The sequence below is a fragment of the Rathayibacter oskolensis genome (assembly GCF_900177245.1).
In the GTDB taxonomy this organism is placed as follows: domain Bacteria; phylum Actinomycetota; class Actinomycetes; order Actinomycetales; family Microbacteriaceae; genus Rathayibacter; species Rathayibacter oskolensis.
In genome coordinates this window covers 766,271-779,786 of the sequence record NZ_FXBM01000001.1, presented here as the reverse complement: position 1 = coordinate 779,786, position 13,516 = coordinate 766,271, and the positions used below count along the sequence as shown (strand labels likewise).

Sequence of the window (13,516 nt, the reverse complement as noted above, 5' to 3'; positions counted from 1 at the left end):
CCGACCGAGGCACCCCCATGACCACCACCTCCTCCGCGGGCGCCAAGCCCGTCATCCTCTCCGGCATGCAGCCCTCCTCCGGGTCTCTGCACCTCGGCAACTACATCGGCGCCCTCACGCAGTGGGTCGCGATGCAGGAGACGTTCGACGCCTACTTCTGCGTGGTCGACCTGCACGCCATCACGGTTCCCCAGGATCCGGAGCAGCTGCGCGAGCGGACCCGCGCGACCGCCGCGCAGTACATCGCCGCGGGCATCGACCCCGAGCGGTCGACCCTCTTCATCCAGTCGCACGTGCCGGCGCACGCCGAGCTCGCCTGGGTCCTCAACACGCTGACGGGGTTCGGCGAGGCGAGCCGCATGACCCAGTTCAAGGACAAGTCGGCCAAGCAGGGCACGGAGGCGGCCTCGGTCGGCCTCTTCACGTACCCGATCCTGATGGCCGCCGACATCCTGCTCTACCAGACCGACGCGGTCCCCGTGGGCGAGGACCAGCGCCAGCACCTCGAGCTCACCCGCGATCTCGCCGGCCGCTTCAACACCCGCTTCGGCGAGACGTTCACGATCCCCGAGCCGCACATCGTCCGCGAGACGGCGAAGATCTACGACCTGCAGAACCCGACCGCCAAGATGTCGAAGTCGGCCGAGTCCGACGCGGGCCTGCTGAGCGTGCTCGACGATCCGAAGGCGACGGCGAAGAAGATCATGCGCGCCGTGACCGACACCGAGGCCGAGGTGCGGTTCGACCGCGAGGCCAAGCCGGGCGTCTCGAACCTGCTCTCCGTCTACTCCGTCCTCGCCGGTCGCACCGTCGAGTCCGTCGAGCAGGAGTACGCGGGCCGCGGCTACGGAGACCTGAAGAAGGGGCTCGTCGAGGTCGTCGCGGCGACCTTCGACCCGATCCGCGCTCGCACCGCCGAGCTCCTCGCCGATCCCGCCGAGCTCGATCGGATGCTGTCCCGGGCGGCCGACCGCGCCTCCGAGACCGCGGAGCGCACCCTCGCCCTCGCCTACGAGCGCGTCGGCTTCCTCCGCCGCACCCGCTGAGCCGGGGCCCGCGGTGCTGACGCTCGCGCTCTTCGACCTCGACGACACCCTCTTCGCGCACGCCCGCGCCGTGCGCGAGGGGATCGCCTCCTACTCCGCCGCGCTCGGGGCGCCGTACCCCGCAGACGCCGCCGAGACGCAGCGGCTCTGGTACGAGCTCGAGGAGGAGCACTACCACCGCTACCTCGCCGGCGAGCTCGACTACGAGGGCCAGCGGCAGGCGAGGGCCGCAGCCTTCGCCGCCGCGGTCGGCGTGGTGCTCTCGCCGGAGGAGGCGAGTGAGTGGTTCGGCGCCTACCTCGCGCACTACACCGCCCACTGGACGCTGCACGACGATGCGCTCCGCGCACTCGATCGCCTGGACGCCTCCGGTGTGCGGATCGGGATCATCACGAACGGCGACCCGGTCTTCCAGGCCGGCAAGATCGACGGGATCGGGCTGCGCGATCGCGTCGAGCACGTGATCGCCTCCGGAGAGGTCGGCGTGACCAAGCCCGACCCGCGCATCTTCGAGATCGCCTGCGAGCGGTTCGGCGTCGCTCCGGAGGAGGCCCTCTACGTCGGGGACCGCCTCACCACCGACGCCCTCGGGGCCGCCCGTGCCGGCCTCCGCGGAGTGTGGCTCGACCGCGTCGGCGGCCCGGAGCACGGCCGCGCCCTGCCTCCGGAGGCTCTCGCCCTGGGCGTGCGCCGCATCGGCTCACTCGACGAGCTCGCAGCCCTCGTCGACGGGTGGCGGCTGAGCTGAGGGTGGGACCTCCGCAGGGAGGTGGGTCTCGACACGCCGCCTGCGGCCGCTACTCGACCAGCAGACACGCGAGCTGCCCCCACCGGAACGCCGAAGCGCCCCGACCCGACCCGAGGGTCGAACCGAGGCGCTCCGCCGGTCGAAGACCGAGGTCCCACTCCCGAAGGCCGAGGCGAACGGAGGAATCGCGTGTCAGCGATTCCTCCTAGCCGGACGCAGGACGCCCCGTGGGACGCGACCACCTCACTAAGCCGACCGCGCCACGGCGGGCAGGGACCGCCGTGGAATGGACTACTGCACGTCCTCGTCCACCCAGTCGAAGGTCTTCGTGACGGCCTTCTTCCAGAGGCGGTACTGGCGGGCGGCCTCGTCCTGGTCCATCTGCGGGGTCCAGCGCGAGTCCTCCTGCCAGTTCTGACGCAGGTCGTCGAGGTTGGCCCAGAAGCCGACCGCGAGGCCCGCGGCGTAGGCCGCTCCGAGGGCGGTGGTCTCGGCGACCACCGGGCGGACGACGGGGACGCCGAGGATGTCGGCCTGGAACTGCATGAGCAGGTTGTTGGCGATCATGCCGCCGTCGACCTTGAGCTCCTGCAGCGGCACACCGGAGTCGGCGTTGACGGCGTCGAGGACCTCGCGGGTCTGGAACGCGGTCGCCTCGAGCGCGGCGCGGGCGATGTGGCCCTTGTTGACGTAACGGGTGAGGCCGACGAGCGCACCGCGGGCGTCCGAGCGCCAGTAGGGCGCGAAGAGTCCCGAGAACGCGGGGACGAAGTACGCGCCTCCGTTGTCCTCGACCGTGGCGGCCAGCGTCTCGACCTCGGGCGCCGATCCGATGAGGCCCAGGTTGTCGCGCAGCCACTGGATGAGCGAGCCCGAGACCGCGATCGAGCCCTCGAGTGCGTAGTGCACCTCGCCGTCGCCGAGCTTGTAGCCGATGGTGGTGAGCAGCCCGTTCTTGGAGTGCACGATCTCGGTGCCGGTGTTGAAGATCAGGAAGTTGCCGGTGCCGTAGGTGTTCTTCGCCTCGCCCGGGTCGAACGCCGCCTGACCGAAGGTCGCCGCCTGCTGGTCGCCCAGGATGCCGGCGATCGGCACCTCGCGCAGCAGCGACGACGCCTCCACCTGGCCGTAGACCTCGGACGAGGAGCAGACCTCGGGGAGCATCGACTTCGGCACCCCGAAGGCCTCGAGGATGTCGTCGCGCCACTCCAGGGTCTCGAGGTCGAGGAAGAGCGTGCGGGAGGCGTTCGTGACGTCGGTCTTGTGCACGCCGCCGTCGGTGCCTCCGGTGAGGTTCCAGAGGACCCAGGTGTCGGTGGTGCCGAAGAGGAGGTCGCCCGCCTCCGCCTTCTCGCGGGCACCCTCGACGTTCTCGAGGATCCAGACGATCTTCGTGCCCGAGAAGTAGGTGGCGAGCGGCAGACCGACGATGGACTTGAACCGGTCGGTGCCCTCGTCGCCCGCCAGGCGGTCGACGATCGACTGCGTCCGCGTGTCCTGCCAGACGATGGCGTTGTAGACCGGCTTGCCGGTGGTCTTGTCCCAGACGACAGCCGTCTCGCGCTGGTTGGTGATGCCGACGGAGGCGATGTCGTGACGCGTCAGGTCGGCGCGGGACAGCGCCTGGCCGATGACCTCGCGGACGTTGTTCCAGATCTCGATCGGGTCGTGCTCGACCCATCCGGCCCGCGGGAAGATCTGCTCGTGCTCCTTCTGGCCGGTGGAGACGATCGACCCCTTCTTGTCGAAGATGATGGCGCGGGACGACGTGGTCCCCTGGTCGATAGCGATGACGTAGTCAGCCATGAGTGATTACTCCTTCGTAATGGGGTGAACTGCGGTGCGACGGCTCAGAGGATGGGGAGCAGCGCGGTCGACGCGAGACCGGCCAGCACACCACCGACGATCGGTCCGGCGACCGGCACCCACGCGTAGCTCCAGTCGCTCGAGCCCTTGCCCTTGATCGGCAGCAGAGCGTGCGCGATGCGGGGGCCGAGGTCGCGGGCAGGGTTGATCGCGTAGCCGGTCGGGCCACCGAGGGAGGCGCCGATCGCGATCACGAGGATGGCGACGGGCAGCGCGCCGAGTGCGGCGAGTCCGCCGTCGCCCTGGCGTCCGCCGCCGAAGCCGATGACCACGAAGACGAGGACGAAGGTGCCGATGACCTCGGTGAGGAAGTTCCAGCCGTACGAGCGGATCGCGGGACCCGTCGAGAAGACGCCGAGCTTGTTGGCCGCGTCGGGCTCCTCGTCGAAGTGCTGCTTGTAGGCCAGCCAGCAGAAGACGGCGCCGAGGATGGCTCCGATCATCTGGGCGAGGATGTACATCAGGATCGAGACGATGTTGACCGGCACGCCCGATCCGAACTCCTCCGCCCCACTGGCGGCCAGACCGAGCGTCACCGCCGGGTTGAGGTGCGCGCCCGAGTTGTAGGAGACGATCACACCGGCGAAGACTGCGAAGCCCCAGCCGATGTTCACCATCAGGAACCCGCCGTTGAAACCCTTGTTCTTGACGAGCGCGACGTTGGCGACGACACCGCAGCCGAGAAGGACGAGCATCGCCGTCCCCACGACTTCGCTCAGGAACACCACTCCGAGATTGTCCACGTTGACCATTTCCTCCTCTTGAGAACGGACGCAACCGGGCGTCCGCAGCGGGCATCGATGCCCGACGAGTGTGAAGTTATCCGCGCCCCGACGCCCCGACAAGGAGCGACGCGTGCACGTTTGTGCGTTGTCACGACGGAAGTCCCGGCCCGAGTTCTCGACTCGCCCGGGACTCCCGTCGTTTCGCGCCGTCCGCCCTGTCTAGCTTGCGGGGACGGCGGTCGGAGCCTGGACGGAGGAGCCTCCGACATCGACTCCGTTGTACTCCTTGAGGTGCGCGATGGTCGCGTCGACCTCGGCGGCGCGCTCGGCGTCGTCCCAGCCGAGGACCCCTCCGGTGTGCTCGGCGAGCTCCTCGAGCAGTTCGCGGCTCAGTCCGCCCGTGAAGGCGTGGTTGGTGCGGCGCATGACCAGGTCGATCAGGTGCACGACGCTCTCGTGCTGCGCAAGGTAGCGGATCTCACCGGTCGTGAAGTCCTTGTCGAAGTCGAGCGCCTCGTCGTGACCGTCGGCGAGGGCCTCGATGACCTCCTCGGCACGCGTGCCGTAGCGCTCGAGCAGCTGGCCGGTGCGGGCGGAGGACAGCCCGGAGCGGTGCTGGCTGATCCACTGCGCGCGGGACGCGTCGGTGCGCGGGAAGCCCTTGCCGCCTCCGATCGCCGTCTTCACGGTCGAGACCCGGCGCGTCACGCCGATCCGCTTGAAGACCTCGTTCGAGAGGTGCTCGGACAGGGCGCGGAACGTCGTCCACTTGCCGCCGACCAGGCTCAGCACTGTGGCTCCTCCTGCTCCGGGGAGCGTGGAGGGCTCGATGCGGTAGTCGCGGGAGACGAAGCCGGGGGTCTCGTCGTCGTGACGGGGCAGCGGGCGGATGCCGGAGAACTTGAAGACGATCTGCGAGCGGTCGACAGGGATGGAGGGGAAGACGTGGTTCACCAGCTCGAAGAAGTAGTCGATCTCCTCCTCGGTGCAGACGGCCGGCTCGTTCGGGTCGGCATCGATGTCGGTGGTGCCGACCATGACGCGTCCCTTGAGCGGGTAGATCAGCACGATGCGGCCGTCGCTGTGCTCGAAGAACATCTCGCGGCCCTCGCAGGCCTCGACCAGCTCGGGGTTGTCGAGCACGATGTGCGAGCCCTTGGTGCCGCCCATGAACTTCGTGGTCGTGCCGAGCGCCGTGTTGGTGAAGTCGGTCCAGGGACCGGAGACGTTCACCACGACGTCCGCCTCGAAGGTGAACTCCTCGCCGCTCTCGCGGTCGCGGAGGACGACGCCCTTCTCGTCGGCGCCGACGGCCTCGACGTAGTTCGCGGCGCGGGCCTTCTTGCCGCCCACGAGCGCGTCGCGGAGGACGTCGAGGGCGAGCCGCTCGGGCTCGTGCACGGAGGCGTCGAAGTAGGTGGCGGTGTACTTGATCCTCGGATCGAGCTTCGGCAGCTCGCTGAGGGAGCGCTTGCGGCCGTGGAACTGGTGGCGCGGGACGCTGCCTCCGTCGCGGGAGAAGAAGTCGTAGAGCGTCAGGCCGACCTTGATCAGCAGCGCTCCGCGCTCCTGCGGCTTGCCCGACTTGTGGGTCAGGAAGCGCAGCGGAGCCGCGAGGATGCCCGAGAACGTCGAGTAGATCGGGATCGTGGTCTGCAGGGGCTTCACGTAATGAGGAGCGATCTTCAGCAGTCCGTTGCGCTCGTGCACCCCCTCGTTGACGAGACGGAACTCGCCGTTCTCGAGGTAGCGGATGCCTCCGTGGATCATGTGGCTCGACGCGCTGGACGCACCCGAGACGTAGTCGCCCCGCTCGACGAGCGCGACGTCGACGCCGTTGAGCGCGAGCTCGCGGAACGTGCCGATGCCGTTGATGCCACCACCGATCACGAGGACGGCGGCGCGGGGGTTCTCGCGCAGGGCGGAGACGCTCTCGCGGAGAGCGGTGTTTCCGGGAGTTCCGGCAGACTGTGCCACTTCGTACTCGCCTTCGTGTCGTAGGTGCTTCGTCGGTGCCTTCACGTACTGTCCGCCTGTGAGGTGGACGATTGATTTCGCGGAGGAATACAGCCATCCTTGACCCGACAACACATCCGGTCAATACGGGTGGAAATACGTGCAAGGAGCGGCAATGACCCCTGTCCGACCGGTCGTCGAACTCGACGAGACGACGCACGCGACCCATCCGGACAAGACACGGGATGCGCTCCGCGCCGCACAGCTCTACTACATGCAGGACCTGACGATGGACGCCATCGCGCACGAGCTGCACACGTCGCGCTCGTCGGTCTCGCGCCTGCTCTCGCACGCGAGGGCGACGGGCCTCGTCGACATCCAGATCCGCTCCCCGCTCGACCGGGCGAGCGCCCTGTCGGCCGAGGTGCGCGCCCACTTCGACATCACCGCGCACATCGTGCCGGTGCCCGATCACACCAGCGAGATCGACCGGCTCGAGCGGGTGGCGCTCTCGGCCGCGCGGATCCTCGGGCAGTTCATCGACTCCAACATGATCGTCGGGATCGCGTGGGGGTCGACGATGAGCGCGATCAGCCGCCACCTGATCGCCAAGGAGACGCACAACACCCAGATCGTGCAGCTGAACGGCGCAGGCAACACCGAGACGACCGGCATCAACTACTCGAGCGAGATCCTCCGCCGCTTCGGCGACGCCTACGCGGCCAAGGTGCAGCAGTTCCCGGTGCCGGCGTTCTTCGACGACCCGATGACGAAGAAGGCGGTCTGGCGCGAGCGCTCGACCAAGCGCGTGCTCGAGCTGCAGCAGCGGATGGACGTCGCGCTCTTCGGCCTCGGCTCGCCCTTCGCGGCGGTGCCGTCGAAGGTCTACATCGGCGGCTATCTGGAGGCGAGCGACTTCACCTCGCTGAGCGGGTCGGGAGTCGTCGGCGATGTCGCGACGGTCTTCTACCGCTCCGACGGGACCTGGGACGACATCCCGATGAACGAACGTGCAAGCGGCCCGGACCTCTCGACGGTCGCGCGCGCCTCGCGGCGGATCTGCGTCGTGTCGGGGGCCTCGAAGCTGCCGGGGCTGCGCGGCGCGCTGGCCGCGGGCCTGATCACCGACCTGATCCTCGACGAGGGCACGGCGCGGGCCCTGATCTCGGGCTGAGCCGCTCGCGGGGCGTCTCCGGGTCAGGACTCGCGGGCGTGGGCGTCGAGGAACTCGTAGACCTCGGCGTCGTCGATCCCGGGGAAGGTACCCGAGGGGAGCGGCGCGAGCACGTGGGCGTGCAGGCGCGCGCTGGGCCAGGCGTTGCCGTCCCACCGCTGCGCGAGCTCGTCGGGAGCCCGGCGGCAGCACGACTCGTCGGGGCAGCGCGAGAGCTCGCGGCGGTCGGTGTCGCGGCCTCGGAAGAACCGCGCCTCGGCGAACGGGACGCCGACGGTGATCGAGAACTCCTCGGTCGCCGTCGTCCCGGTCTGCGAGGCCGACCAGAAGGTCCCGGCGGGAGTGTCGACGTACTGGTAGTACTCCGTCGTGCGGTTGGTGCGGCTGAACGCCGAGCGCGCCGACCAGTAGCGGCAGACCACCTGCCCCTCGACGGCGCCGGTGACGTCGGTCGGCAGCGGCAGCGAGTCGTTCTCGTAGGCCTTCTGGATCGAGCCGTCGCCGAGCACGCGGAGGAAGTGCATCCGGATGTCGAGGTGCGAGGTCAGGAGGTTCGTGAAGCGCAGCGCGGCGGCCTCGTGGGTGACGCCGAAGCCGTCGCGGAAGTCCTCGACCGAGATGTCGCGCTCGCGCTTCGCCTCCTGCAGGAACGCCACCGCCGGCTCGAGCGGCATCAGGCAGGCCGCCGCGAAGTAGTTGATCTCGAGGCGCTGGCGGAGGAAGTCGGCGTAGGTCACCGGGCGCTCGTGCCCGAGGATCCGGTGCGCCATCGCCTGCAGCGCGAGTGCGCGGAGCCCGTGCCCGCCCGGGATCGAGGCCGGCGGGAGGTAGATCCGCCCGTTCGCGAGGTCGATCACGGATCGCGCCGAGTGCGGGAGGTCGCCGACGTGGATGATCTCGAAGCCGAGATGCCGCGCCATCCTCGACACCGAGCTGTGGGTGAGCGCCCCGCCCCGGTGCCCGACCGTCCGCAGCATCTCGCCGGCGACGCTCTCGATCTCGGGCAGGTAGGCGTTGCGCTCGCGCAGCTGGAGGCGCTGCGCGGTGTTGGCCCGCCGCGCCTCCTCCGGTGTCGCGCTCGCCTCGCTCTTGCGGCGGGCGAGCTCGCGGTACACCCCGAGGAACGCCTCCAGGACCGGCGTGGTCAGCGCCTTGTTCACCTTGAACTCCGGCAGGCCGAGGGAGCGGTAGAGCGACCCCTTCTGCACGCGCGCGAGCTCGATCTCGAGCGCCGCGCGCTCGCTCGGCGGCTCGTCCGACAGCAGCGCGGCGAGCTCGACTCCGAGCGCCGAGGCGAGACCCTGCATCAGCGAGAGCCGCGGCTCGCGGCGCCCGGTCTCGATGAGCGAGAGCTGACTCCCCGAGACGCCCACGCGCTCGGCCAGCTGGCCGAGGGTGAGACCTCGCCGGGTGCGGAAGTGCCGAATGCGCTGCCCGAGGAGGGCGGCGTCGGTCCTGGAGGACGGACTGGAGGGATCGGTCACGGCGAGCTCCTGCGGTCGGTTGTGACGGAGGCGAAAAAACTGGGGTTCTTGACGGTGCGAGGCCCGGGAATACCCGCTGATCCTCCTCCATTCTGGCTTCAGGCGCCACAGGCCGCCGCTCGACCGCACGAACCGGCTCGAGACCGACTCCCCACCCGTCGACGACGACAGACCAGAAAGCGGAGCCACCATGAGCATCTTCACCAACACCGTCCGGCTCGAGCCGAGCACCATGACCGCGCCGACCGCCGTCGAGGCACCGACGGTCCCGGCCGCTCCCCTGGCGCTGCGCCGCTGGGTCCGCGAGACGGCGGCGATCCTCGAGCCCGACGCGATCGAGTGGTGCGACGGCTCCCCCGCCGAGTGGTACCGCCTCACCGGGCGCATGGTCGAGGAGGGCAAGCTCCTCCCCCTGAATCCGGAGTGGCGCCCCGGCTCGTTCCTCGCCCGGACCGACCCCGACGACGTCGCCCGCGTCGAGGACCGCACCTTCATCTGCACCACCGACGAGGCCGACGCCGGGCCCACGAACAACTGGCGCGAGGCGGCCGCGATGAAGGAGGAGATCGCCCCCTACTTCGCCGGATCGATGCGCGGCCGCACGATGTACGTCGTCCCCTTCTCGATGGGCCCGGTCGGCGGTCCGCTCTCGCAGCTGGGAGTGCAGCTGACCGACTCCGCCTACGCCGTTCTGAACATGCGGATCATGGCGCGCGTCGGAGCCGCTCCGCTCGCCGCCTTCACCGAGGAGACCGCGTTCGTGCGGGGCGTGCACTCGGTGGGCCTCCCGCTCCGGGACGCGGACGGCACGACACGGGAGGACGTCGCCTGGCCCTGCAACGAGACGAAGTACATCACCCAGTTCCCCGAGACGCGCGAGATCTGGTCGTTCGGCTCCGGCTACGGGGGCAACGCGCTCCTGGCGAAGAAGTGCTTCGCGCTGCGCATCGCCTCGGCGATGGGCCGCGAGGAGGGCTGGCTCGCCGAGCACATGCTGCTGATCCGCATCGTCTCGCCGGAGGGGCGGCGCTACCACGTCGCCGCCGCGTTCCCGAGCGCGTGCGGGAAGACGAACCTCGCCATGATGCGTCCTGCGCTCCCCGGCTGGAGCGTCGAGACGCTCGGCGACGACATCACCTGGATGAAGAAGGGCGAGGACGGGCGCCTCTGGGCGATGAACCCCGAGACCGGCTTCTTCGGAGTCGCCCCCGGAACCGGCCAGTCGTCGAACCCGAACGCCGTGCACACCCTCTGGGGCAACACGATCTTCACGAACGTCGCCCTCCGCGAGGACGGCGACGTCTGGTGGGAGGGCCTCACCGACGAGGTCCCCGAGCGCCTGACCGACTGGCGCGGAGAGCCGTGGACCCCCTCCTCCGGGACACCCGCTGCGCACCCCAACGCGCGCTTCACCGCGCCGGCTCTGCAGTGCCCGTCGCTCTCGGACGACTGGGACGCCTTCGAGGGCGTGCCGCTGGACGCGATCGTCTTCGGCGGTCGCCGGGCGAGCAACGTGCCGCTGGTCACGCAGGCCACCTCGTGGCAGCACGGGGTCTTCCTGGGCGCGACGATCGCCTCCGAGAAGACGGCAGCGGCGGAGGGGACCGTCGGGGAGCTGCGCCGCGATCCCTTCGCGATGCTGCCCTTCTGCGGGTACAACATGGCCGACTACTTCGCGCACTGGCTCTCGATCGGCGCGGACCTCGGCGCGAAGGCTCCCGCGATCTTCCAGGTCAACTGGTTCCGGAAGGACGCCGACGGCTCCTTCCTGTGGCCCGGCTTCGGCGAGAACGTCCGGGTGATCCAGTGGCTGGTGCGCCGGATGGAGGGGCTCGCCGAGGCTCGCCGCAGCCCTCTGGGAGATCTCCCCGTGTCGATCGACACCCACGGACTCCGTCTCTCGGCCGAGGCGGAGGCCGAGCTCTTCTCGGTGCCCGTGGAGGCCTGGCTCGACGAGTGCACCCTGACCGAGCAGTTCTTCGCGCGGTTCGGCGACCGGCTCCCTCCGGAGCTGACGGCCGAGCTCACCGCCCTGCGGCTGCGGCTGCTCGCCGAGAGGCTGCCGCTCGCGGCCTGACCCCGAACGTGCCGACTCGTCGGCATCCCCTGTGGCCCGCGGGGGGGCATCCCCCTTCTCGCAACCCTCCGCGGGTCCACTCCCCCTCCTCCCTGTGCGATCGACACCCTGTGCGATCGACACCCTGTGTGATCGACACCGAACGACGGACCCACCATGACCGACCGCATCACCCTCCGCTTCCTCGCCGCCCCCCAGGACGCGACGGCCGACGGCCGCAGCGCCCAAGCCGGGCGCGTGCTGGAGTGGATCGACAAGGCCGGCTACGCCTGCGCCGTGGGCTGGAGCGGCGGCTACTGCGTCACGGCGTACGTCGGCAACGTGCACTTCACCCGGCCGATCGCGGTCGGCAACCTGATCGAGGCGAGCGCCCGGGTCATCCACACCGGCCGCACGAGCATGCACGTGCTCGTCGAGGTCGCGCAGGCGGATCCGCGGACGGGGCGCTACGAGGAGGCGACCCACTGCCTCCTGATCTTCGTCGCGGTGGACGAGGACAAGACGCCCCGGCCGGTGCCTGAGTGGCGCCCCCGCTCGCTTGAGGACCTCGCGCTGGCCGAGGGTGCCGCTGCCCGCATCGACGGCCGCCGCGCGCTGCACGGGGTGATGCGCGAGCAGGAGTACACGGAGGCGGGAACCGGCCCCCGGATCGTCTTCCGCTTCCTCGCCGCGCCCGGCGACGTGAACTGGGGCGGCAACGCGCACGGCGGCATCGTGATGCGCTGGATCGACGAGGCCGCGAACGCGGTCGCGCAGGGCTGGACGGGGAAGGACGCCGTCGCCGTCTACTCCGGCGGCATCCACTTCTACCGGCCGGTGCGCATCGGGCACCTCGTCGAGGTGGAGGCGCGGCTCATCCACACCGGGCCGCGCAGCATGCACCTCGCGATCCACGTGCGCTCGGGCGATCCCCGCACCGGGGTGCTCGAGCTGATGACGCAGTGCATGAGCGTGTTCGTCGTCCGAGGCGACGGCGGAACGGCCGAGACGGTGCCCGCACTCGACCCGCTGACCGACGAGGACCGGCGGCTCGACGCGCACGCGCGCGAGCTCATCCGGCTGCGCGCGGCCCTGCCTCCGCTCCCGATCGGCCTCGCCGCGCTGCCGCTGGAGTGAGCGGGCCCGACGATAGGGTCGGAGCGTGACCCTCCCGATCCTGGTCGTCAACGGCCCGAACCTGAACCTGCTCGGCACGCGCGAACCGGCGGTGTACGGCGCCGACACGCTCGCCGACGCCGATGCGCTCGCCACCGAGCGCGCGCACGGCCTCGGTCTCGAGGTCGAGTTCTTCCAGAGCAATGCGGAGGGGGCGATCGTCGACCGCCTGCACGCAGCGCGGGGCACCGCCTCCGCGATCGTGCTGAACGCCGGCGCCTACACGCACACCTCGATCGCCCTCAGGGACGCGGTGCTCGCGACGGAGCTGCCGATGGTCGAGGTGCACGTCAGCAACGTGCATCGGCGCGAGGAGTTCCGGCGCCACTCCTATCTCTCGGACATCGCGGTCGCCGTGATCGTCGGCGCCGGGATCGCCGGCTACGGCTACGCCGTGGACGTGCTCGCCCGGCACCTGGAGGCCGCGACCCGCCAGGCGTAGCGTCGGGGGCATGACCGACTCCGATCCCTCCCGCTCCTTCGGCACGGCCGTCGACGCCTACGACCGCGGACGGCCCGGGTACCCGGACGACGCGGTGGACTGGGCGGTCGCTCACGCACCGTCGCGGGTGGCGGGCGCCTCCGTGCCCGAGCGGGCGCGCGCGGCGGGCGCCGACGCCTCCGATCGGGTGCGCGTGGCGGATCTCGGGGCAGGGACGGGCAAGTTCACGGCCTCGCTCGTGTCGCGGGGCCTCGAGGTGACGGCCGTCGAGCCCGATGCCGCGATGCTCGGTCGACTCAGCGAGAACCTCCCGTCGGTCGCGGCGGTGGAGGGGACGGCGGAGGCGCTTCCGCTCGCGGACGCCTCGACGGAGCTCGTGACGGCGGCGCAGTCGTGGCACTGGGTCGACGCCGAGCGGGCGAGCGCCGAGGTGGCCCGGGTGCTCGTGCCGGGAGGCGTGCTGGCGCTGGTCTGGAACATCCGCGACGAAAGCGTCCCCTGGGTGCGGCGGCTCGGCGAGGTCGCGGGCTCCTCCCCCGCCGAGCGGTTCGAGACGGTGCGGCCTCCGCTCGGAGCGGCGCTCGAGCGGGTGGCGTACGCCGAGTTCGACTGGGTGTTCGAGCTCGACCGGGCGGGCGTGCTCGACATGTTCGCCTCCCGGAGCTACGTGATCGCGATGCCGGAGGACGAGCTCGCGGCGACGCTCGCGGCGGTGGAGCGGGTGCTCGAGGAGGAGTTCGGCGCAGAGGGGCGCGTGGCGATGCCGTACGCCACGCGGGTGACGATCGCCCGGCGCGCGGGGTGAGGTGCGTCGCCTCCCGTCCTGGAATCGACGGGTCTCGA

General features: G+C 70.4%; 11 protein-coding genes. 7 read left to right on the top strand and 4 right to left on the bottom strand.

Annotated elements, in window-relative coordinates:
• The first annotated feature begins 17 nt into the window (after positions 1–17).
• Both trpS and B9Y99_RS03930 read left to right on the top strand, forming a co-directional pair.
• Positions 18–1,046, top strand: a complete 1,029-nt coding sequence (gene trpS / locus B9Y99_RS03935) for a tryptophan--tRNA ligase (protein WP_085475264.1) — start codon at positions 18–20, stop codon at positions 1,044–1,046.
• Positions 1,047–1,059: 13 nt separating this feature from the next.
• The gene (locus B9Y99_RS03930; RefSeq protein ID WP_085475263.1) at positions 1,060–1,794 is read left to right on the top strand and encodes an HAD family hydrolase; all 735 of its coding nucleotides are present in this window, start codon (positions 1,060–1,062) and stop codon (positions 1,792–1,794) included.
• Between the two features lie 291 nt (positions 1,795–2,085).
• On the opposite strand, the gene glpK is transcribed toward B9Y99_RS03930, so the two are convergent.
• The 3 genes from glpK to B9Y99_RS03915 form a co-directional block, all read right to left on the bottom strand.
• Positions 2,086–3,600 (bottom strand): glycerol kinase GlpK, encoded by a 1,515-nt coding sequence (gene glpK / locus B9Y99_RS03925; RefSeq protein ID WP_085475262.1) that lies wholly within the window; start codon positions 3,598–3,600, stop codon positions 2,086–2,088.
• 44 nt (positions 3,601–3,644) lie between these two features.
• Positions 3,645–4,412 (bottom strand): MIP/aquaporin family protein, encoded by a 768-nt coding sequence (locus B9Y99_RS03920; RefSeq protein ID WP_085475261.1) that lies wholly within the window; start codon positions 4,410–4,412, stop codon positions 3,645–3,647.
• A gap of 192 nt (positions 4,413–4,604) precedes the next feature.
• Positions 4,605–6,362 carry a glycerol-3-phosphate dehydrogenase/oxidase gene (locus B9Y99_RS03915; RefSeq protein ID WP_085475260.1) on the bottom strand — a complete coding sequence of 586 codons (1,758 nt, stop codon included), beginning with the start codon at positions 6,360–6,362 and terminating at the stop codon, positions 4,605–4,607.
• Positions 6,363–6,516: 154 nt separating this feature from the next.
• Between B9Y99_RS03915 and B9Y99_RS03910 the strand changes: the two genes are divergently transcribed.
• Positions 6,517–7,515, top strand: coding sequence for a sugar-binding transcriptional regulator (locus tag B9Y99_RS03910; protein ID WP_085475259.1), 999 nt, complete (start codon positions 6,517–6,519; stop codon positions 7,513–7,515).
• Between the two features lie 23 nt (positions 7,516–7,538).
• On the opposite strand, the gene B9Y99_RS03905 is transcribed toward B9Y99_RS03910, so the two are convergent.
• Positions 7,539–8,999, bottom strand: coding sequence for a helix-turn-helix domain-containing protein (locus B9Y99_RS03905; RefSeq protein WP_244274758.1), 1,461 nt, complete (start codon positions 8,997–8,999; stop codon positions 7,539–7,541).
• 232 nt (positions 9,000–9,231) lie between these two features.
• Between B9Y99_RS03905 and B9Y99_RS03900 the strand changes: the two genes are divergently transcribed.
• The 4 genes from B9Y99_RS03900 (at position 9,232) to B9Y99_RS03885 (ending at position 13,478) form a co-directional block, all read left to right on the top strand.
• Entirely contained in the window at positions 9,232–11,076 is a 1,845-nt protein-coding gene (locus B9Y99_RS03900) for a phosphoenolpyruvate carboxykinase (GTP) (protein ID WP_085476223.1), read from the top strand.
• Between the two features lie 156 nt (positions 11,077–11,232).
• Entirely contained in the window at positions 11,233–12,192 is a 960-nt protein-coding gene (locus B9Y99_RS03895; protein ID WP_085475258.1) for an acyl-CoA thioesterase, read from the top strand.
• A gap of 25 nt (positions 12,193–12,217) precedes the next feature.
• Entirely contained in the window at positions 12,218–12,673 is a 456-nt protein-coding gene (aroQ, locus tag B9Y99_RS03890; RefSeq protein ID WP_085475257.1) for a type II 3-dehydroquinate dehydratase, read from the top strand.
• A gap of 10 nt (positions 12,674–12,683) precedes the next feature.
• The gene (locus B9Y99_RS03885; protein WP_085475256.1) at positions 12,684–13,478 is read left to right on the top strand and encodes a class I SAM-dependent methyltransferase; all 795 of its coding nucleotides are present in this window, start codon (positions 12,684–12,686) and stop codon (positions 13,476–13,478) included.
• The last annotated feature ends 38 nt before the right edge of the window (positions 13,479–13,516 follow it).